Below are 20,355 nucleotides of genomic sequence, written 5' to 3'. Positions count from 1 at the left end.
TTTGATAGCTATCAGCGCATGATTGACTAGCGCATCCGGTCGATTGGACCCAAAATCCCGCATCAACGCAGGGTGGCGGGCTGATTCACCGGCGTGAGCGGCCCCCGCCCGTCAAAGAAGGCAATCAGGTTATCCGCCGCCAGGTTGGCCATGGCGCGCCGGGTGGGCACGGTGGCGCTGGCAATGTGCGGGGTGAGCACCACGTTGGGCACGGTCAGCAGATCGGGGTGCACGCTGGGTTCGCCTTCAAACACATCCAGCCCCGCCGCCGCAATGCGACGCTCGCGCAGGGCCACAGCCAGCGCAGCGTCGTCCACGATGCCGCCACGCGCAATGTTGACGAGCGTGGCCGTGGGCTTCATCAGCGCCAGCTCGGCCGCGCCGATGGTGTGGTGCGACGCGGGCGTGTAGGGCACCACCAGCACCACATGGTCTGCGATGCGCAGCAACTCGTCCTTGCCCACGTAGGTGGCCTTGCATTCGGCCTCCAGCTCGGCCGACAGGCGCGAACGGTTGTGGTAGACCACCTTCATGCCAAAACCATGCGCCCCGCGCTTGGCAATGCCCTGCCCTATGCGGCCCATGCCGATGATGCCCAGCGTGCTGCCGTGGATGTCGCTGCCCGCGAACATGTCGTAGCTCCACTTGGTCCACTTCCCGGCACGCAGGTAATGCTCGCTCTCGGTCATGCGGCGGGCCGTGGCCATCAGCAGCGCAAAGCCAAAGTCGGCCGTGGTCTCGGTCAGCACGTCGGGCGTGTTGGTGCCCTGCACGCCAGCCGCCGTCATGGCGTCCACATCAAAGTTGTTGTAGCCCACGGCCATGTTGGCGCAGACCTTGAGGCGCGGCGCAGCGGCCAGCAGCGCGGCATCAATGCGCTGGCTGCCGGTGGTCAGCACCCCGTCCTTGTCGGCCAGCCGCGCGGCCAGCTCTTGCGGAGTCCAGATCACGTCGTCGGTGTTGGCTTCGACGTCGAAATGCTCACGCAGGCGGTCCACGATGTCGGGGAAGATCGCGCGGGCGACCAGGATGCGGGGTTTGCTCATAAGTCTTCAATCTCCAAACTATTCGCAAGGCACGTCGGCCTATAAGAACTGGCGTGGACCAAGCCAGTGGCCGCCGAGCAAAGGCCGCCCTGCAGCGAGGGCGGCGTCCCCCTTCCCGCAGCGCGCAGCGGTGCGAGAGAAGGGGGAAGCGGCGCAGCCGCTCAGGGGGATGTTCACTATCTAAACCAGATGAAAGTCATGACGATAAAGAGCGGCACCAGAATGCCCCCCGACCACAGCATGTAGCCGAAGAAGCTGGGCATCTTCACGCCCCGGTCTTCGGCAATGGCCTTGACCATCATGTTGGGCGCATTGCCGATGTAGCTATTAGCACCCATGAACACCGAGCCCGCCGAGATGGCGGCCAGCGTGGGGGCCAGGGTGGTCATCAGCACGGCCGGGTCGCCCCCGGCGGTGTTGAAGAAGACCAGGTAGGTCGGCGCGTTGTCGAGGAACGAGCTGAGCAACCCGGACGCCCAGAAGTACATGGCCGGGTCGGGTGTGCCGTCTGGCCGCGTAACGGCAGACACCACGGCACCAAACGGGCCATTGACGCCCGCTTTGAGCATCGCGATCACCGGGATGATGGTGAGGAAGATGCCCGCAAACAGCTTGGCCACTTCCTGCATGGGGCCCCAGCTGAACTGGTTGTCTTCATGCACCTGCTTGGGCGTGATGCGCAGGGACACCAGCGCCACGATGATCAGGCCCACGTCCCGCACGATGCCAGGCAGGCCCACCTCGGCCCCGGCGATGGTGAACGCCACCTGCGACTTCCACAGGCCGCTGAGCAGCACCAGCACCACCACCACGCCCAGCAGCGCAAAGTTGGCCTTACCGTCAAAGCCGATGGCTTTGGTGTCGGGCGTGGGGTCGGCCCTGAGCACCTCTTCGCGCCGGTGGTAGTACCAGGAATCCATCACGAAGAAGATGGCCAGCAGCGAGCCCACCAAAATGAGGGTCTCGGGGAAGATGTGGCTCACCGTCCAGAAAAAGTCCACCCCCTTCAGGAAGCCCAGGAACAGCGGCGGGTCACCCAAGGGTGTGAGCGAGCCCCCGGCGTTGGACACGATGAAGATGAAAAACACCACCACATGCGCTGTGTGCTTGCGGTTGTCATTGGCGCGGATCAACGGGCGGATAAGCAGCATCGACGCCCCCGTGGTGCCCATGACGCTGGCGAGCACCGCGCCAATGGCGAGGATGGCCGTGTTGAGCGCCGGGCTGCCGTGCAGGTTGCCCCGGATGTAGATGCCCCCTGCCACGGTAAACAGCGCGGTGAGCAGGATGACGAAAGGAATGTATTCGGCCACCAGCGCATGCACAAAACTCGCGCCCGCCGCGCCGGGGCCAAACACCAGCGCAAACGGCACCAGAAAAGCCAGCGCCCAGCCCGCAGCCACCTTGCCAAAATGGTGGTGCCAGAAGATGGGCGCCAACAGCGGCATCAAGGCAATCGACAGCAGAATGCCGGCAAAGGGCACGCCCCACAGCACCGACAGCGCACTGCCATCAATATCGGCCGCCAGTGCCAGACCCGGCAACGCCGCCAGTAGGCCGGCCACTGCCAGCCCGCGCGAAAATTTCATGGTTCTTGTCTCCGTCTCATTGCTAAAAATCAGGGGACGCAGGGCCATGGCACCTGCGGGGCACGGTCACACCGGCGAAGGGATATCAAACACCTGGCGCAGGTAGGCCAGGTACTTCTCGTCATCACACATGCCCTTACCCGGCGTGTCCGACAGCTTGGCCACAGGCTGGTCATTGCAGCGCGTCATCTTGATGACGACCTGCAAAGGCTCATGGGCAGGCGGGCTGCCGAGGTCATTGGTCAGGTTGGTGCCGATACCAAACGCGAGCTGGCAGCGACCCCGGAACTGCTGGTACAGCTCGATGGTGCGCGGGATGGTGAGCGCATCGCTGAAGATCAGCGTCTTGGTCAGCGGGTCCACGCGGTTCTTGCGGTAGTGGTCCAGCAAGCGTTCACCCCAGGCAAACGGGTCGCCGCTGTCATGGCGGGCACCGTCGAACAGCTTGCAGAAGTACAGGTCGAAGTCACGCAGGAAGGCGCTCATGCCGTACACGTCCGACAGCGCAATGCCCAGGTCACCCCGGTATTCCTTGGCCCACATCTCGAAGCCAAACACCTGGCTGTCACGCAGCCGCGGGCCCAGCGCCTGGCAGGCCTGCAAATATTCGTGCGCCATGGTGCCCAGGGGGGTCACGCCCAGCTTCATCGCGTACAGCACGTTGCTGGTGCCTGCGAACTGCCCGGGGCCTGCGGGTGCACCTGGGCGGCGGTCCCCGGTACCGAGGCGTGCCACCAGCACGCGCAGCACTTCCTCGTGCCAGGCGCGCGAGAAGCGGCGGCGGGTGCCGTAGTCGGCGATCTTGAGGTCGGACAGGCCCTCGCCCTGCAGCAGCGCAATCTTGGCATCCAGGCGGCGGCGGCCTTCCGGAAAGTCGGGCACCTTTTGCGTGTTGCGAAAGTACACCTCGTTGATGATGGCCAGCACCGGGATCTCGAACAGGATGGTGTGCAGCCAGGGCCCGCGGATGGTGATATCGATCTCGCCGTTGTGCTGGGGCACGACGGTGATGTATTTCTCGTTGAGCCTGAACAGCCCCAGAAAGTCCACAAAGTCGCTCTTGATGAACCGCAGCGACCGCAGGTAGGCCAGTTCGGCATCCTGAAAATGCAGGCTGCACAGTGAACGGATCTCGTCGCGGATCTCGTTGGCAAACGGCGCCAGCTGCACGCCGGGGTTGCGGCACTTGAACTTGTATTCGACCTGCGCGCCCGGAAACTGGTGCAGCACCACCTGCATCATGGTGAACTTGTACAGGTCGGTGTCGAGCAGGCTGGTGATGATCATGGACAGGGCAAGCCTCAGAAACCGCGCACGCTGGGCACGCGATGCTCCGGCCGCAGACCGGACAACAAAGCCGCAAAGTGTAGGCCATCGCGGCGCCCGGTGGGCGGCACGGCGGGCGGCGTCAGCCAGTGTTCAGCCGCCGTCGGCCATTCAGGCTGTTCAGGGCCCAGGCGCACATCGCAACTGCGCCTGACGCTATCAAATCAGTAGCTACGGTTTGCAGCCACTGATCAGCCACCAATCAACGCCCCCTCAGCCGGGCATGACCAGCGCCTGCAGCACGTTGCGCAATGCGTCTGGCACGGCCACCGGGCGGCGGGTTTCACGGTCCACGTACACATGGATGAAGTGCCCCGCCGCCGCCGTCAGCGGCTCGCCCTGCGCAAACAGGCCCACCTCGTAACGCACGCTGGTGCCGCCCAGCCGCGCCACGCGAATGCCCGCCTCCACCGTCTGCGGGAACGCCAGCGGCGCGAAGTAATTGCATTGGGTCTCGATGACCAGGCCGATGGTCTGGCCCGCATGGATGTCTAGCACGCCCTGGTCGATCAAATGGGCGTTCACCGCCGTGTCGAACCAGCTGTAGTACACGACGTTGTTCACGTGGCCATAAACGTCGTTGTCGGCCCAGCGTGTGGTGATGGGGCGGAACACGCGGTAGGCGCTGCGCGGCTGCGGAGCCGGGCGGACCGGCGCGGAAGAAGCGACAGGAGAGGGGCTGGCGGCAGAGGTCATGGCCGCACATTCTGCCAGCGCTGGTGGTACTGCCAGGCCACGCGCCAGGTGGTGAGCTGCGCCTGCAGCGTGTCCTCCAGGTCGTTGCCATAACCGCCCGCCATCACGAACACCGTGGGAATACGCCGCTGCCAGGCCCAGTCAAACACCCGCCGGTCGCGTGCCTCCAACCCATCGTGGGTGACAGCAAGACGCCCCAGCCGGTCGCCCACATGGGGGTCCGCCCCCGCCAGATAAAACACCAGATCCGGCTTGCAGCGGTGGTCCAGCGCGTCCAGGGCCTGGTCCAGCGCGTGCAGGTACTCATCATCCGCACACCCATCGGGCAATTCCACATCCAGGTCGCTCGGCTCCTTGCGAAACGGAAAGTTGCGTGCGCCATGCAGCGACAGGGTGAACACGCTGTCGTCCCCCTGAAAGATATGGGCCGTGCCATTGCCCTGGTGCACATCCAGGTCGATCACCGCCACCTGCAGCGGCCAGCCCGAGCCATCGTTCAGGTGGTCGGCCTGTGCTTGGCGGGCAGCCACCGCCACATCGTTGAACACACAAAAGCCACTGCCTTTGTCGGCATACGAGTGGTGCGTGCCGCCAGCCAGGTTGCCCGCCACACCCTCGCGCCACGCGGCGCGGGAGGCGGCCAGGGTGGCACCCACCGAGCGGCGCGCGCGTTCGGCCATGGCCGGGCTCCAGGGAAAGCCGATCTCCCGCTGGGCGGCGGGCGCGAGCGCACCGTGGGCCACGGCGTCGATGTACTGCGGGCTGTGCACGCGCGCCAGCGCCTCGTCCGAAGCGGGCAGTGCCTCTTTCAGCACGGCACCCGGCAAGTGCTCAGCGATGCGGTCGCGCAGCATGCGGTACTTGGCCATGGGGAAGCGGTGGCCCTCGGGCAGGGGCAACACGAAGTGGTCGGCGTAGTAAGCGTGCATGACACGATTGTGGCAAGCCGAGGATTTCTGGGTGATCGTGTCTAATTTGCTGCGCTGCAACAAAAACCCCTTGCAATAGCGCCGCAAGTCCCTAAAATTCAACCCATGCTGCACTGCAACATGACTATCAGGTCAAGGTCAGCGCAGATGTCTGTGAACCAACCCGGCCCCCTGGGCCCTCATTTTTAGGAGATATGACATGTCGCTGACCGCAGAACAAATCCTGGCATCCCACAAGGCCAACATCGAAACCCTGTTTGGCTTGACTACCAAGGCTTTCGAAGGCGTGGAAAAGCTGGTTGAACTGAACGTGACCGCTTCGCGCGCTGCCCTGTCCGAAGCCGCCAACCACACGCAAGCCGTGCTGGGCGTGAAGGACGCACAAGAACTGCTGGCCCTGCAAGCTGGCCTGTTCCAGCCCCTGGCTGAAAAGACCGCCGCTTACAGCCGCCACCTGTACGACATCGCTTCGGGCACGGGCGCTGAGTTCGGCAAGGCTTTCGAAGCCCAGGCCACCGACGCACAGAAGGCTTTCACCAACCTGGTGGACAGCGCCGCCAAGAACGCCCCCGCCGGTTCCGAAACCGCTGTGGCCGTGATGAAGAGCGCCGTGTCTGCCGCCAACAACGCGTTTGAGTCGGTACAAAAGGCTGTGAAGCAAGCGTCTGATGTGGCTGAAGCCAACTTCAACGCCGTGGCCAACACCGCTGCCAACGCTGCCAAGACGGCCGCTCCCCGCAAGCGTTAATCGCCCTACCTGCGGTCTGGAGTGCAACCTCTAGGCCGTGTTCAGGGAATACCCTGATAATTCAACCCATGCGCTGCTGACCTTGTCTACAGCGCCTCAGTTGTCTCCTTGGATCCTCTCGAAACCCCCGTTTCAAGGATCCTTTTAAAGCCCGGTTTTACGACCGGGCTTTTTTTTGGCCTGACCACCCACAGGCCGCAAGCGTGGGACGGGCCCGCGCAGCGAACCGATCTTTTTACGGTGGTCCGGCATCCACGGCATGCGGCCCTTGCGCCACCTCAAACCCGGACCCGAAATCCGGCCCTTGCGCAAGACATTGATCAAGAATAATTCGCGTTTGCTTTATCATTGACGCAGTTTCAACCCCGAAAGACGCAACCCATGTCGAAGACTGTGAAAGCCTTGCTGAGCGCTTGTGCCCTGGCCGCCGCTGCAGGCGCCGTGCACGCCCAGGAACAAGTGGTCAACCTCTACTCGGCCCGCCACTACTCCACCGACGAAGCGCTGTACACCGGCTTTACCAAGGCCACGGGCATCAAGATCAACCGCGTGGACGCGGACGATGCCGGTATCCTGGCCCGGCTGAAGGCCGAAGGCACCGCCTCGCCCGCCGACGTGATCCTGCTGGTGGACGCAGCCCGCCTGTACAAGGGCGAGGTCGATGGCCTGTTTCAGCCCATCCAGTCCAAGGTACTGAACGATGCCATCCCCGCTAATCTGCGCAGCCAGCCGGCAGCGGACGGCGGCATCTCGTGGTTTGGCCTGTCCACCCGCGCGCGCGTCATCGTCTACAACAAGGTCAAGATGCAGAAGGCCGATGTGGACACCTACGAAGAACTGGGTGACCCCAAGAACAAGGGCAAGCTGTGCATCCGCTCCGGCTCGCACCCCTACAACCTGAGCCTGTTCGGCGCCGTGACGGAACACATGGGCGAGCAGAAGGCCGAAGCCTGGCTCAAGGGCATGGTGGCCAACCTGGCCCGCCCCCCCAAGGGCGGCGACACCGACCAGATCAAGGCCGTGGCTGCAGGTGAGTGCGACATTGCAGTGACCAACACCTACTACCTGGCGCGCATGATGCGCTCCAACAAGCCCGAGGACGTGGCTGTGGTCAACAAGGTGGGCGTGGTGTTCCCCAACCAGGAATCCTGGGGCACGCACCTGAACATCGCTGGCGGCGCGGTGGCCAAGCACTCCAAGAACCAGGCCAACGCCATCAAGTTCCTTGAATATCTGGCCAGCCCCGAGGCACAGAACTATTTTGCAAACGGCAACAACGAGTGGCCTGCTGCCAAGGGTGTGGCACTGGACAACCCGGCCCTCAAGGCCATGACCGGCGGCAAGCCTTTCAAGAGCGAGACCATCCCGATCAGCGCGGTGGGCGCCAACACGACCAAGGTGCAGCAGATGCTGGACCGCGTGGGCTTCCAGTAAGCTGCCCCTGCGCTCACCCACCACAAGCCCGGCCCGGTCCGGGCTTTTTTTCGCGTTCAGCACGGTGAGGAGATGCGCCATAATTGACGTTTACGTTAACGTCACTTACTGGAGACAACCATGGACATCCAAGGCAAGGTATTCATCGTCACCGGCGGCGCTTCGGGCCTGGGCGAAGGCACGGCACGCATGCTGGCCGCCCAGGGCGGCACCGTGGTCATTGCCGACATGCAGGCAGAAAAAGGCGAAGCCGTGGCCAAGGAAATCGGCGGCGCGTTCGTGAAATGCGATGTGAGCAACGAGGCAGACGGCCAGGCCGTGGTGGCCAAGGCCGTGTCGCCGGGCAAACTGGTGGGCCTGGTGAACTGCGCCGGCATCGCCCCCGCCGAGAAGACGGTGGGCAAGAACGGTGCGCATGCGCTGGCCTTGTTCAGCAAGACCATCACGGTCAACCTGATCGGCAGCTTCAACATGATCCGCCTGGCCGCCGAGGCCATGAGCAAGAACGAGCCGGAATCCACCGGCGAACGTGGCGTGCTGATCTCCACGGCCAGCGTGGCCGCGTATGACGGCCAGATCGGCCAGGCCGCCTACGCAGCCTCCAAGGGCGGCGTGGTCGGCATGACCCTGCCGATTGCCCGTGACCTGGCGCGCAACGGCATCCGCAACATGACCATTGCCCCCGGCATCTTCGGCACCCCCATGCTGTTTGGCATGCCGCAGGAAGTGCAGGACGCGCTGGCCGCGGGCGTGCCCTTCCCCAGCCGCCTAGGCACCCCCCAGGACTACGCCAAGCTGGTGCGCCACATCCTCGAAAACGACATGCTCAATGGCGAGGTGATCCGTCTGGACGGTGCCATTCGCCTGGCACCACGCTGAGCTGGGGATTAAGTTAAAGAGGCATGTCTGAATGCTACTCTTTCAATAGCACCTCAGGCATATTCCTCTAGCGCATGGTGCCTGTTTGGCACAAAAAGTCGTCCACAAGGGGCCCGGAAAGGCCGCAGGACTCCTGAGAGCCAAACACTTTGCTGATGCCCACCCGACCGCCGCGCTCACAACGCGGCGGTTTCGTTGTGGCGGTGGCTTACCTCGGTCTCCCGCCTCCTCAACCCAAGACTGCGTGGCCTTGGGTGAGAAGCCCCTCCAAGTCGGCAGCTGGCACGGGACGGCTGAAGTGGTAGCCCTGCCCGGTGTCGCAGCCCAGTCCCCAAAGCACGTCACGCTGCGCAGCCGTCTCCACGCCCTCGGCAATGGTTTCCAGGCCCAGGCTTTGCGCCAGACCAATGATGGCCCGCACGATGTGGGGCGCGCTGGGGTCGTCGCCCAAATGACGCACAAACGACTGGTCGATCTTGAGCTTGTGTACCTTCAGGCGCTGGATATAGCTGAACGACGAGTACCCGGTCCCAAAGTCGTCAATGGACAGCTGCACACCCAGGTCACAAAGCTGCCGCACGATGGCAATCACCTGCTCTGGCGCATCCATTGCGATGCTCTCGGTCAGCTCCAGCTCCAGCATTTGCGACGGCACCCCGCTGTCGGCCAGCGCCCGGCCCACCATGTCCACCAGACCCGGATGGCGAAACTGCACCATCGACAGGTTCACCGCCACCACCAGCTCGGTGTGGCCAGCATCTCGCCATTGCCGGGCCTGGGCCAGCGCAGTGCGCAGCACCCATTCACCGATGCCCAGAATCTGGCCGCTGCTCTCGGCGACCGGTATGAACTCGGCCGGGCTGACGGCGCCCAGCTCGGGGTGGGTCCAGCGCAGCAGGGCCTCCACCCCCACCAGTTGACGGTCCTTCAGCCGGATTTGCGGCTGGTAGTGCAGCGTCAGCTGGCCCTGCACCAGGGCGCTGCGCAGAGCATTCTCGATGTGCAACACCCTGAGCGAGCGTGCCTGCATGTCTGCCGAGAAGAAGCGGTAGGTGTCGCGCCCCGACTCTTTGGCGCGGAACATGGCTGCGTCGGCGCGCTGCGCCAGGGTTTCAAAGTCGCCACCATCTTCGGGGTACATCGCAATACCGATCGATGACGTGACCACCAGCTCGTGGTGCTCCAGCTTGCAGATGCGGCGCACCTGTGCCTGTAGCTCGTCGGCCACGTGGGCTGCCTGCTGGGCATCGGTGAGCGGCAGCACGATGACAAACTCGTCCCCGCCCTGTCGGGACACCGTGTCCTCGTCGCGCACCATCGACTGCAAGCGGTGCGCAATCTCGATCAGCAACCCATCGCCCACCTGGTGACCCAGCGAGTCGTTCACGTTCTTGAAGTGGTCCAGGTCCAGATACAACAAGGCAAGCTGATGGCCGCTGCGTTGGGTCAATGCAAGGGCCTGGCTGAAACGGGAGGCGAACATCGTGCGGTTGGGCAAGCCTGTCAGCGCATCAAAGTTGATCAGCTTGCGGATGCGCTCCTCGTCACGCCGACGTTCCGTCACGTCCTCTTGCACGGCCAGGTAGTGGGTGATGCGGCCCTGCTCGTCGTGCAGTGGCGAGATGATGGCGGACTCGTTGTATTCGCCTCCGCCCTTGCGCCGGTTCACGAACTCGCCGCGCCACGGACGGCCTGACGTCAAATGCGCCCACAGGTCAGCATACACGCTGGCTGGCGTGGCCCCTGCGCTGAGCAGGCGCGGGTTGCGGCCTATCGCCTCCTCGGGGCTGTAGCCCGTCGTGGCGGTGAACGCAGGGTTCACGTATTCGATGTTGCCATCAGCGCCCGCAATGAAGATGGAATTGGGCGCCTGCTCCACGGCATGGCGAAGCTTGCGCAAAGTATCGAGCGTCTGAACGCGCTGCGTGATGTCACGCGACAGCACCACAAAGTGATCGTCCGCTTCATCGTCCATCACCTTGCGCGCCACGGACAGCTCAAACCAGTGCTTGCCATCGGGCAAGTCCAGCGCGTACTGGAAGTCACGGGCCAGGCCCTGTTCAGCCGCCGTATTGATCGCAGCTTGGGCTACCGCTGCGGCCGCTGGGGGCAAGATGTCGTGGATAGAGCGGCCCACTACCTCGCTGGCTGGCATCAGCAACAGCTCGGGTTGGCGCGTATGGATCTGCACGTAGTGGCCATCGCGGGTCACTTCGAACATCAGGTCGGGCACTGCATCCAGCACAGCGCGCATGGCTTTGTCGGACTGCTTGAGCACCCGATACGGCGCCTCGATGGTGCCCACAAAGATGGCCCGGTAGAGGTAGTAGTACCCCACCACCTTGTATATGTGGCCCAGCAGATTGAATGGATCGGTAGCGATGATGTAGAACGTGAAAAAGAACTCGCTCAGGGCCATCACCCACACCGCCGCGAAGAGTCTGGCCACATCAAAGGCGGCACGCTCCTGCGCCCAGTGCAGCAGCACGCCCAGCGATGCTGCATACAAGGCCACCACGCCGTACTCGGAGGCGATCTTGAACCGCGTGAGCCCCTGGGCGTCATAGGTCTGCGGGTACCACTGAGGAAACCAGAACACAACAGCATGAATGGCGGCCACTGCAGCCAATACCAGCATCAGCACCACAAATCTGCCAGGGCCGGGTGCGGCCGCATCGCCAGGCACGCGCCAGTGCAGCGTCACCGCAGCCAGGAGCGTCAGCGCCCCCAAGTATCTGGCGGGCAACCAGAAATTGATGCCTTTGGCTACCGAGTTGGGCGTGATGTAGTCGGGCATGCCGGCAAATGACAGCATGTGCGAAAAATCCAGGATCGCCACGCCCAGGAAGCCGCAGGCCAGGATGAGCACGTTGCGCTGCGGATTGAGACTGTGCGCCTTCCATCCCACCGCAAACACCAGGGCAGACACTGCAATGGACAGCGTCTCCAGCACTTGGTGCAACGTGAGGTAATGCCCCACCCGCTGTGGGCTGACCACAGAAAAATAGACCCACGCTGCGATCACCCCACCGGTTAACAGGGAGAGCACCGGCGCCACGGCTTTGAAGCTGGCCAGTTGCTGTGGGTGGATCTGCAGCCGAATAAGGTTCATGGGCGCTGGATGGATCTGTGAGGCCCGCCTGAGCGGTATGGCGGCGTGGCCGGGTACCGACGATTCTTGCACAGGCCCCACCACTTGTAACAGGTCGAATCCCAGTAGCGGTCCCCGCCTCACGCTGCTTGCACAGCCTGCCAGCGCAGGGCGCATCAGAACAAGGCATAAAAAAACCGCTGCAGCCTTGCGACTGCAGCGGTTGATATCTGGCGGAGTGGACGGGACTCGAACCCGCGACCCCCGGCGTGACAGGCCGGTATTCTAACCAACTGAACTACCACTCCTGGCAGGCAGCTTTTCGCTTGTATTTATCAACACAAGCCAAGTGCTACAAACTTGGCGACCCCACGGGGATTCGAACCCCGGTACTCACCGTGAAAGGGTGATGTCCTAGGCCTCTAGACGATGGGGTCAAAACCTTGGAACTAACCGAACTACCACTAACAAATTTGGTGGAGGTAAACGGGATCGAACCGATGACCTCTTGCATGCCATGCAAGCGCTCTCCCAGCTGAGCTATACCCCCAAACTTCTTTGGCTTATGCCAAAGAAAAACCAGTGCACCCAAAAGAACTGCAAAGGCTTATGACTGGCGGAGTGGACGGGACTCGAACCCGCGACCCCCGGCGTGACAGGCCGGTATTCTAACCAACTGAACTACCACTCCTGGCAGGCAGCTTTTCGCTTGTATTTATCAACACAAGCCAAGTGCTACAAACTTGGCGACCCTACGGGGATTCGAACCCCGGTACTCACCGTGAAAGGGTGATGTCCTAGGCCTCTAGACGATAGGGTCAAAACCTTGGAACTAACCATTATCAAGCGACGTGGTGGAGGTAAACGGGATCGAACCGATGACCTCTTGCATGCCATGCAAGCGCTCTCCCAGCTGAGCTATACCCCCACTGAATGACTTCAAACACTTTGTATTTGTTGTCATCACCTGAGCCTTGAATTATAGACAGATTTTTAGCGGTTTCGCAAACGCGCTATAACTTTTTCACGTCCGACCAGTTCCAGCACAGCATCGACCGATGGCGTGTGGGCGGTTCCGACCGTCAGAACACGCGCAGGCATCGCCAGCTGGGGCATCTTCAGACCCTGAGCCGTCAGCACCTGCTTGAACGCAGCACTGATGGACGCCTTGTCCCACTCGCAGGCGGACAGTGCATCAGCCAGTGCGTCCAGAGCGGGAGCAATGGCGTCGGTGACATGCTGAGCGCGCTCTGCATCCTCCGGAGTCACGTCGCCATAGAACACCTGCGCCCAGTTGGCAAGCACGACGGTGGTGTCGCACCGGTCTTTGAACAGCGCACAGATCCGGGGCAGACGCCCGTCGGCCAGCGCCTCAGCAGAAACACCACGCGCCTGCAATTGCGGAGCAACCAGCGCGGCCAAAGCGTCGTCAGCCATGGCTTTCAGGTGCTGAGCATTCACCCAGCGCAGCTTGGCTTCATCGAACTGCGCCGCGCTGCGGCCCAGATGGTCGAGGTTGAACCACTGCAGAAACTGCTCGCGACTGAAGATCTCATCGTCGCCGTGACTCCAGCCCAGACGCGCCAGATAGTTCACCATGGCATCGGGCAGATAACCTTCATCGCGGTATTGCGTCACGGGCTTGGCGCCGTTGCGCTTGCTCATCTTCTCGCCCTGCTCGTTGAGCACAGTGGGCAAGTGGGCATACACCGGGGGTTCCTTACCCAGGGCGCGGAAGATGTTGATCTGGCGCGGCGTGTTGTTCACATGGTCATCGCCTCGGATCACGTGCGTGATCGCCATGTCGATATCGTCGACCACCACGCAGAAGTTGTAGGTGGGCGTGCCATCGGGCCGTGCGATGACTAGGTCATCCAGCTCATCATTGCTGATCTCAATGCGGCCCTTGACCTTGTCGTCCCAGGCCACAACGCCGCCCTGTGGGTTCTTGAAGCGCAGCACCGGCTGCACGCCCTCAGGAATGGCTGGCAAGGTCTTGCCAGCTTCAGGACGCCATGTGCCGTCGTAGCGAGGCTTCTCCTTGGCAGCCATCTGCCGCTCGCGCAGGGCATCCAGCTCAGCCACGCTCATGTAGCAGGGATACACGTGACCGGCGGCCTGCAACTCTGCAAGGACCGCCTTGTAACGATCCATGCGCTGCATCTGATAGAACGGGCCTTCGTCGTGGTTCAGACCCAACCAGGCCATGCCCTCGATGATGACGTCCACCGCCGCCTGGCTGGAGCGCTCCAGGTCGGTGTCTTCGATGCGCAAAATGAAATCCCCCCCCGTGGCACGGGCAAACGCCCAGGGATACAGCGCCGAGCGGATATTGCCCAGGTGGATGAAGCCGGTGGGAGACGGTGCAAAACGGGTGCGTATGCGGCCCGTGCTGGTGGCAGTGGTTTCAGTCATAACAATCAATGCTGGCCCTCCATGGGGCCAGTTCAAACTAGGATCAATCCGTCGGGCGCAGCCCGACCCGGCTAGAGCATCACGCGCACAACCGGGGGCACAGCATCGCGTGCGATGGTCTGCGGTGGCTGCGCAAGCCCTTGGCTATGCTTCCTGCGCATTGGGTAAAGCAAGGCGCGAGGTATCTTCCTCGCCCTCCTCTGCACCTACACGCCCCTCATTCAGGCTGGCAATCCCTTCCGCAGTGATGTCACCCGTCACGTACACGCCGTCAAAACACGACGCATCGAACCCGACAATCGCACTGTTGAGCGCACCCACAGCCCTCTTCATGCCATCTACATCCTGATAGATGAGAGCGTCGCAGCCGATGGCCTGGCGAATCTCTTCGACCGTGCGACCGTGGGCCACCAGTTCGCTGCTGGTGGGCATGTCGATGCCATACACGTTGGGGTAGCGCACAGGCGGCGCCGCGCTGGCGAGGTACACCTTGCGGGCACCCGCGTCACGCGCCATCTGCACGATCTCGCGGCTGGTCGTGCCACGCACGATGGAGTCGTCCACCAGCAACACGTTGCGGCCTTTGAATTCGCTGCCAATCACATTGAGCTTCTGGCGCACCGACTTTTTGCGCACGCCCTGCCCGGGCATGATGAAGGTGCGACCCACGTACCGGTTCTTGACGAAGCCTTCCCGGTACGGGACGCCGAGCAGATGCGCCAGCTGGGTAGCGCTGGGGCGGCTGGATTCGGGGATGGGGATGATCACATCGATCTCGTTGGGCGGCACGGTGGACACCACACGCTTGGCCAAGGCTTCACCCAGGTTCAGGCGGGCCTGGTAGACCGAGATACCGTCAAGCACCGAATCGGGCCGCGCGAGGTACACAAACTCGAAGATGCAAGGGTTGAGCTGCGGGTTCTCTGCGCACTGGCTGGCGTGAACCTGTCCGTCCAGCGTGATGAAAATCGCTTCGCCCGGATTGATGTTGCGTTCGAACACGTGGGAGGTGCCCTCCAGCGCCACCGACTCACTGCCCACCATCACGGTGCCGTCCTGGCTGCGGCCCATGGCCAGCGGGCGGATGCCGTGCGGGTCGCGGAAGGCCAGCAGACCGTGGCCTGCGATCAGCGCGATCACAGCATAGGAACCCTTGATGCGCTTGTGCACCGCACGCACGGCAGTGAAAACGTCCTCGGGCTGCAGAGGCACGCCCCGCGTGGCGCGTTCCAGTTCGTGCGCAAACACGTTCAGCAGGACTTCCGAATCACTTTCCGTGTTGGTGTGGCGGTGGTCCGTCTGGAACAGCTCGGTGCGCAGTTCGCGGGCGTTCGTCAGATTGCCGTTGTGCACCAACACGATGCCGAACGGGGCATTGACGTAAAACGGTTGCGCCTCTTCTTCGCTGTAGGCGTTGCCGGCGGTGGGGTAACGCACCTGGCCCAGCCCCACATTGCCCGGCAGAGCGCGCATGTTGCGCGTGCGAAAAACGTCGCGCACCATGCCCTTGGCCTTGTGCACGAAGAATTTGCGGCCCTGCTGGGTCACGATGCCAGCAGCATCCTGGCCACGATGCTGCAAAAGCAGCAAAGCGTCATAAATCAGCTGATTGACGGGCGCAGGACTGACGACGCCGACGATTCCACACATAGTTGTATTCCATCCGTTTGCGGGAACAGCCCCGCGGTCATCCAACGGCAGCAGCTTCTGGCCGCTGCCGCTTCGATCTCACGAAGGCAGATGCCTTCCAAATTCGTCCGGCAGCGCCGGTTTCAACCCCTTGAGCACTTCGGCCAAGACCGGCGCGCCCCGCGACTCTTGCCACCACTGTGCCTCGTGCACGGGGGTGATGCCAGCCACCACGGCCACAGCAAGCAACAAAACGAGGCCGCGCAACACACCAAAGACGGCGCCGAGGGTGCGGTCCGCCGGGCGCAGCCCTACAGCTTCCACCAGCTTCTTGGCCAGCCATGCCAGAAAACCACAGGCAAAAACCGAAGCCACAAACACCACGACAAAACCGGCTGCATACCGCAGCGACTCGCCCGACCCACCCATGGGCAACAAGGCCGCTGCATCGGCCGCAAACCATTGCGCCACAAAAAAAGACGCCACCCAGCCCAACACCGACAGCACTTCAAACACCAGTCCGCGCCACGCACCTATCAGCATGGAGGCCAGCAACACGGCCACAAACACCCAATCCAACGCAGCCATGGACAAGCGGCAGCCCGATGAATGTTTACAGGGTGAGCACCGACGCCGACAGGTCCAGCGACTTGATGCGCGCCGCCGCCTTGTCTGCCTCTGCACGGTTGGTGAACGGACCCACACGCACCCGGGTGCGCTTTCCGTCCTTGGTGTCCACCACCTGCGTATAGGTCTTGAGACCCGCCCGTTCCACCTTCGTGCGTGCTTCGCGGGCCTTTTCGGCATCTGCAAACGCCCCCACCTGCACGATGAAGCGCGCTTCCTCGGCACTGGCGGCGGCTGGCGCCTCGGTGCTGCGGCCTTCCAACAGGGCGCGGGCACGTGCCGAATCGTCAGCACGTGCAGGCTTGGGTTCGGGGACGGGAGAAGGTGCGGGAGCAGCAGGCGGCTTGGCCTCGTGTTTCACCTCGGGCTTTGGGGGTGCAACCGCTGGGGCTGGCGCAGGTTTGGCCGCTGCTGTACGAGCGCTAGGCACCAGTTCTTCACCGTCCGCCAAGCCATTGGCTGCGGCAGTGCGCGAGGGCGCAGGCCGCTGCGCAGCAGCCGTCGGGGCTGGCTCTGGGGTGGAGGGCGCAGCAGGCTTGGCCGCGGTAGTTTCAGCCACTGGCGCAGGCACCACCAGGGGAGCCACCTTGTTGCGGTCTGGGATCTCGATGGGAATGTCCACAGGGATAGGCCGTGGCTGGGTATCAAACAGCAACGGAAACCCGATGACCCCCACCAGTACCAGCACTGCGGCGCCAATCAAACGGTGCCGGGCGCGGCGGCGCATCACTTCGATGCTCTCAGCCTGTGGTGTGCGCGGGCGCTTGGACGGCTTTTCGGCCTGTTGCTGCTCACCCTGACCGGGCCACCGGAACTTGAAAAATGCCATGGACTAAGGACTCGTGAGGCGCTCAGGCGCCCATATGTTTGGCGTGCAAGCGGGGTGTTCCATTGATCAACACCCCACCCACCGTGTAGAACGAGCCAAAGACTACGATTCTATCAGCGGGGTCTGCGGCGGCCACCGCCGCCTGCAGGGCCTGCAGTGGGTCGGCATGCAAGCTGGATGCAACGTCCCGACGACCGCCCGCCACCATATGCACGGCATTCCACTTCTGCTGCAACACGGCGGCCGACTCAGCGCGCGGAGTGGGCAGATCGGTGAAATACCAACGGTCCACCAGAGGCCCGACCTTGGCCAGCATGGGCGTCAGGTCCTTGTCCGCCATGGCGCCAAACACCGCGTGGGTGACGGGGAAGAACCCCATCGCATCCAAGTTGGCCGTGAGCGCCGCCACGGAGTGCGGGTTGTGCGCCACATCCAGCACCAGGGTCGGTTGCCCCGGCACAATCTGAAAACGTCCCGGCAACTCCACCATGGCCATGCCGTTGCGCACGGCCTGGGCGGTCACCGGCAGCCGATCACGCAATGCCTCAAAAGCGGCGAGCACGCCCGAGGCGTTCACCAGCTGGTTGGCCCCCCGCAGCGACGGGTAGGCCAGCCCGGCATAGCGCCGCCCGCGGCCAGCCCAGCTCCACTGCTGCTTGTCGCCCGAGAAATTGAAATCGCGCCCGAAACTCCACAAATCGGCGCCGATCTCCCGCGCGTGATCCACCACGCTCTGCGGCGCCATGGGATCGCTCACGATGGCTGGGCGCCCCGTGCGCATGATGCCCGCCTTTTCGCGGCCAATGCTCTCGCGGTCCGGGCCCAGAAATTCTGTGTGGTCGATATCGATGCTGGTGATGATGGCGCAGTCGGTGTCGATCGCGTTCGTGGCATCCAGGCGCCCTCCGAGGCCGACTTCGAGAATTGCCACGTCCAGCAACGCATGGCTCATCAAGCGCAGGATGGCCAGGGTGGTGAACTCAAAGTACGTGAGAGACACCTCGTTTCCGTTCTGAGTTCTAGCGCTCTCCACCGCCTCGAAATGGGGTACCAGGTCCGCCGCCGACACGATTTCGCCATGCACACGGCAGCGCTCCTCAAAGTGCACCAAATGCGGTGAGGTGTACACGCCGGTGCGATAACCCGCCTGCAGCGCCACCGCTTCGAGCATGGCGCAGGTCGATCCTTTTCCGTTGGTGCCCGCCACCGTGATCACCGGGCACTCGAACCGCAGCGCCATGCGGCGGGCGACTTCGGCGACCCGATCCAGGCCCATATCAATGTTGCGGGGGTGCAGCTGCTCGCAATGGCGCAGCCAGCCTTCCAGGGTGTGGGGTTTGGTTTGCATACAGCCGGGGATTGTCGCCGAGCCAGCATTCACCCCCGCGATTTCGAGGATGATGCGCGGCATGAATACCGCCATCACCGTCTACGGCATCCCCAACTGCGATACCGTCAAAAAATCCCGCGCCTGGTTTGCAGAACAAGGGCTGGAAGTCCAGTTTCATGACTTCAAAAAGCAAGGCGTTCCCACCGAGCTGCTCCCTGGCTGGCTGAAGGCCGTGGGCTGGCAGAAGCTGGTCAATCGTCAAGGGACCACCTGGCGCAAGCTGGACTCAGCCACACAGGCATCGGTGCAGGACGACGCGAGCGCCAGTGCGCTGATGCAGCAACAACCCAGTGTGATCAAGCGCCCCGTGGTGCAGTGGCAGGACGCCCATGGCCTGCATGTGACCGTCGGATTTGTGCCGGAGCAGTGGCCTGGCGGGCCGAATGGCGCATCCAAGGGCTGACTTGGGACGGGGAACGCGGGAAAATCGCACAAATCTTTACGCAGATTTACGGCGTCCGGGCCCCGAATTGACCTTGCGGGCCTAAACTTTTCTGCAGTCTGGTGCGTTATGTACCGACCCGAAAGGAGTTTCTCCATGAAAAAGATCGTCATTTTTTCTGCCCTGGCAGCCGTCGCCGTCGTGGCCAGCGCTCAGGAACAAGGCCGTGTGCTGTCTGCCACGCCCATCATTCAGCAGGTCGGCGTTCCGCAGCAGGTGTGTGGCAACGAGACCGTCTACAACGGCAACCGCACGACGGGCGCCGGCGCTGTGATTGGCGCGATTGCCGGGGGCGCGGTGGGCAATACCATCGGCAAGGGCAGCGGTCGCGCAGCAGCCACCGCCATCGGGGTGCTGGGTGGCGCCGTAGTAGGCAACCAGATCGAGGGCAACGGCCAGCCGCAATACCAGAACGTGCAGCGTTGCTCCACCGAGACGTACTACGAAAACCGTACCGTAGGTTACAACGTGGTGTATGAATACGCAGGCCGCCAGTACACCACCCGCACCCAGAACGACCCAGGCCGCTGGATCCCGGTGAATGTGCAGCCCGCTGGCCAGACCTATTCCACACAACCCGACCCGTATGCGGCCCAGGGTGTTTACAGCCAACCGGGTGTGGTGACCTCCACCTACCCCGTGCAGCCGGTGTACCAGGCGCCTCCCACCTATGTGACGCCCCCGGTGACGGTGATTGAATACGGCTACGACAGCGGCCGCCCCTACTACCCGCACCACCGCAACCCTTACTGGCGTTGAAGGCTGGCAGCATAGCCGCACAAGCCCGTGAACAAAGAGCCCTTCGGGGCTCTTTTTCTTGATGCAAGCGGCGGCGGGCATGGGTTTCGTTGGTTCGCACAGCCCAATGCGGCAGCACCCTGCCCTAAAATCGCGGGTTTCCTCCATTCCTACCCGCGCATCCATGACCACCGAAAAAATCGACGGCGTGTCCGTCACCACCCAGGCCAATGTGTACTTTGACGGCAAGTGCGTGAGCCACGGCATCACCTTCCCGGACGGCACGAAGAAGTCGGTGGGCGTGGTGCTGCCCGCAACGCTCACGTTCAACACCGGCGCCCCTGAAATCATGGAATGCGTGGCGGGCTCGTGCGAATACAAGCTGGCCGGTACCGATGCATGGGTGAAATCGTCCGCAGGCGAGAAGTTCAGCGTGCCCGGCAACTCCAAGTTCGACATCCGCGTGACCGAGGCCTACCACTACATCTGCCATTTCGGCTGAGATGTTCGGGCTGAAATTTGATTGATTTTGGCCTCCAGCGCTAGT

General features: G+C 62.9%; 17 protein-coding genes and 6 tRNA genes. 6 read left to right on the top strand and 17 right to left on the bottom strand.

Annotation, left to right across the window (positions count from 1 at the left end; translation table 11 throughout):
* Positions 1-62: 62 nt before the first annotated feature.
* From ATF69_RS18950 to ATF69_RS18925, 5 genes are all read right to left on the bottom strand, one after another.
* Positions 63-1,046: a 2-hydroxyacid dehydrogenase gene (locus ATF69_RS18950; protein ID WP_146871933.1), complete on the bottom strand. Its 984-nt coding sequence runs from the start codon at positions 1,044-1,046 to the stop codon at positions 63-65.
* Positions 1,047-1,222: 176 nt separating this feature from the next.
* Complete coding sequence (locus tag ATF69_RS18940) at positions 1,223-2,635, bottom strand: sodium:proton antiporter (protein ID WP_146871932.1); 1,413 nt, start codon at positions 2,633-2,635, stop codon at positions 1,223-1,225.
* A gap of 66 nt (positions 2,636-2,701) precedes the next feature.
* Entirely contained in the window at positions 2,702-3,922 is a 1,221-nt protein-coding gene (gene pncB, locus ATF69_RS18935) for a nicotinate phosphoribosyltransferase (protein ID WP_116750069.1), read from the bottom strand.
* A 252-nt stretch (positions 3,923-4,174) separates the two neighbouring features.
* The gene (locus tag ATF69_RS18930; protein WP_146871931.1) at positions 4,175-4,657 is read right to left on the bottom strand and encodes an acyl-CoA thioesterase; all 483 of its coding nucleotides are present in this window, start codon (positions 4,655-4,657) and stop codon (positions 4,175-4,177) included.
* Positions 4,654-5,586: a histone deacetylase family protein gene (locus tag ATF69_RS18925; protein WP_146871930.1), complete on the bottom strand. Its 933-nt coding sequence runs from the start codon at positions 5,584-5,586 to the stop codon at positions 4,654-4,656. The genes ATF69_RS18930 and ATF69_RS18925 overlap by 4 nt, the downstream gene beginning before the upstream one ends.
* A gap of 199 nt (positions 5,587-5,785) precedes the next feature.
* Between ATF69_RS18925 and ATF69_RS18920 the strand changes: the two genes are divergently transcribed.
* The 3 genes from ATF69_RS18920 to ATF69_RS18910 all read left to right on the top strand — a co-directional run bounded on the left by ATF69_RS18920 (position 5,786) and on the right by ATF69_RS18910 (position 8,647).
* Positions 5,786-6,334 (top strand): phasin family protein, encoded by a 549-nt coding sequence (locus ATF69_RS18920; RefSeq protein WP_056063715.1) that lies wholly within the window; start codon positions 5,786-5,788, stop codon positions 6,332-6,334.
* Between the two features lie 381 nt (positions 6,335-6,715).
* Positions 6,716-7,768: an extracellular solute-binding protein gene (locus ATF69_RS18915; protein WP_056746389.1), complete on the top strand. Its 1,053-nt coding sequence runs from the start codon at positions 6,716-6,718 to the stop codon at positions 7,766-7,768.
* Between the two features lie 120 nt (positions 7,769-7,888).
* On the top strand, positions 7,889-8,647 hold the full coding sequence (locus tag ATF69_RS18910) for a 3-hydroxyacyl-CoA dehydrogenase (RefSeq protein ID WP_146871929.1): 759 nt from the start codon (positions 7,889-7,891) through the stop codon (positions 8,645-8,647).
* 229 nt (positions 8,648-8,876) lie between these two features.
* Here the strand turns inward: ATF69_RS18910 and ATF69_RS18905 are convergent, their stop codons facing one another.
* The 12 genes from ATF69_RS18905 to folC all read right to left on the bottom strand — a co-directional run bounded on the left by ATF69_RS18905 (position 8,877) and on the right by folC (position 18,586).
* Positions 8,877-11,759 (bottom strand): bifunctional diguanylate cyclase/phosphodiesterase, encoded by a 2,883-nt coding sequence (locus ATF69_RS18905; protein ID WP_146871928.1) that lies wholly within the window; start codon positions 11,757-11,759, stop codon positions 8,877-8,879.
* A gap of 210 nt (positions 11,760-11,969) precedes the next feature.
* Positions 11,970-12,046 (bottom strand) — tRNA-Asp (locus ATF69_RS18900).
* Positions 12,047-12,099: 53 nt separating this feature from the next.
* A tRNA-Glu gene (locus tag ATF69_RS18895) sits at positions 12,100-12,175 on the bottom strand.
* A gap of 37 nt (positions 12,176-12,212) precedes the next feature.
* Positions 12,213-12,288 (bottom strand) — tRNA-Ala (locus tag ATF69_RS18890).
* 64 nt (positions 12,289-12,352) lie between these two features.
* Positions 12,353-12,429, bottom strand: a tRNA-Asp gene (locus tag ATF69_RS18885).
* A gap of 53 nt (positions 12,430-12,482) precedes the next feature.
* A tRNA-Glu gene (locus ATF69_RS18880) sits at positions 12,483-12,558 on the bottom strand.
* 32 nt (positions 12,559-12,590) lie between these two features.
* A tRNA-Ala gene (locus ATF69_RS18875) sits at positions 12,591-12,666 on the bottom strand.
* A 65-nt stretch (positions 12,667-12,731) separates the two neighbouring features.
* Positions 12,732-14,153: a glutamate--tRNA ligase gene (gltX, locus tag ATF69_RS18870; protein ID WP_146871927.1), complete on the bottom strand. Its 1,422-nt coding sequence runs from the start codon at positions 14,151-14,153 to the stop codon at positions 12,732-12,734.
* 144 nt (positions 14,154-14,297) lie between these two features.
* Complete coding sequence (gene purF / locus ATF69_RS18865; protein ID WP_146871926.1) at positions 14,298-15,803, bottom strand: amidophosphoribosyltransferase; 1,506 nt, start codon at positions 15,801-15,803, stop codon at positions 14,298-14,300.
* 78 nt (positions 15,804-15,881) lie between these two features.
* Positions 15,882-16,370, bottom strand: coding sequence for a CvpA family protein (locus ATF69_RS18860; RefSeq protein WP_121942709.1), 489 nt, complete (start codon positions 16,368-16,370; stop codon positions 15,882-15,884).
* 25 nt (positions 16,371-16,395) lie between these two features.
* A complete protein-coding gene (locus tag ATF69_RS18855; RefSeq protein WP_146871925.1) occupies positions 16,396-17,238 on the bottom strand; it encodes an SPOR domain-containing protein in 843 nt (280 codons plus the stop codon).
* A gap of 22 nt (positions 17,239-17,260) precedes the next feature.
* Complete coding sequence (folC, locus tag ATF69_RS18850) at positions 17,261-18,586, bottom strand: bifunctional tetrahydrofolate synthase/dihydrofolate synthase (protein ID WP_146871924.1); 1,326 nt, start codon at positions 18,584-18,586, stop codon at positions 17,261-17,263.
* A 61-nt stretch (positions 18,587-18,647) separates the two neighbouring features.
* Between folC and ATF69_RS18845 the strand changes: the two genes are divergently transcribed.
* The 3 genes from ATF69_RS18845 to ppnP all read left to right on the top strand — a co-directional run bounded on the left by ATF69_RS18845 (position 18,648) and on the right by ppnP (position 20,310).
* Positions 18,648-19,031 carry an arsenate reductase gene (locus ATF69_RS18845; RefSeq protein ID WP_116750075.1) on the top strand — a complete coding sequence of 128 codons (384 nt, stop codon included), beginning with the start codon at positions 18,648-18,650 and terminating at the stop codon, positions 19,029-19,031.
* Between the two features lie 135 nt (positions 19,032-19,166).
* Positions 19,167-19,829: a glycine zipper 2TM domain-containing protein gene (locus ATF69_RS18840; RefSeq protein WP_056063736.1), complete on the top strand. Its 663-nt coding sequence runs from the start codon at positions 19,167-19,169 to the stop codon at positions 19,827-19,829.
* A 163-nt stretch (positions 19,830-19,992) separates the two neighbouring features.
* Positions 19,993-20,310 (top strand): pyrimidine/purine nucleoside phosphorylase, encoded by a 318-nt coding sequence (gene ppnP, locus ATF69_RS18835; protein ID WP_015014470.1) that lies wholly within the window; start codon positions 19,993-19,995, stop codon positions 20,308-20,310.
* The last annotated feature ends 45 nt before the right edge of the window (positions 20,311-20,355 follow it).

It is taken from the genome of Acidovorax delafieldii, assembly GCF_007993815.1.
GTDB classification, from domain to species: Bacteria; Pseudomonadota; Gammaproteobacteria; order Burkholderiales; family Burkholderiaceae_C; genus Acidovorax; species Acidovorax delafieldii.
Note: the sequence above shows the minus strand (reverse complement) of the source record. Positions and strands in the feature narration are given on the sequence as shown.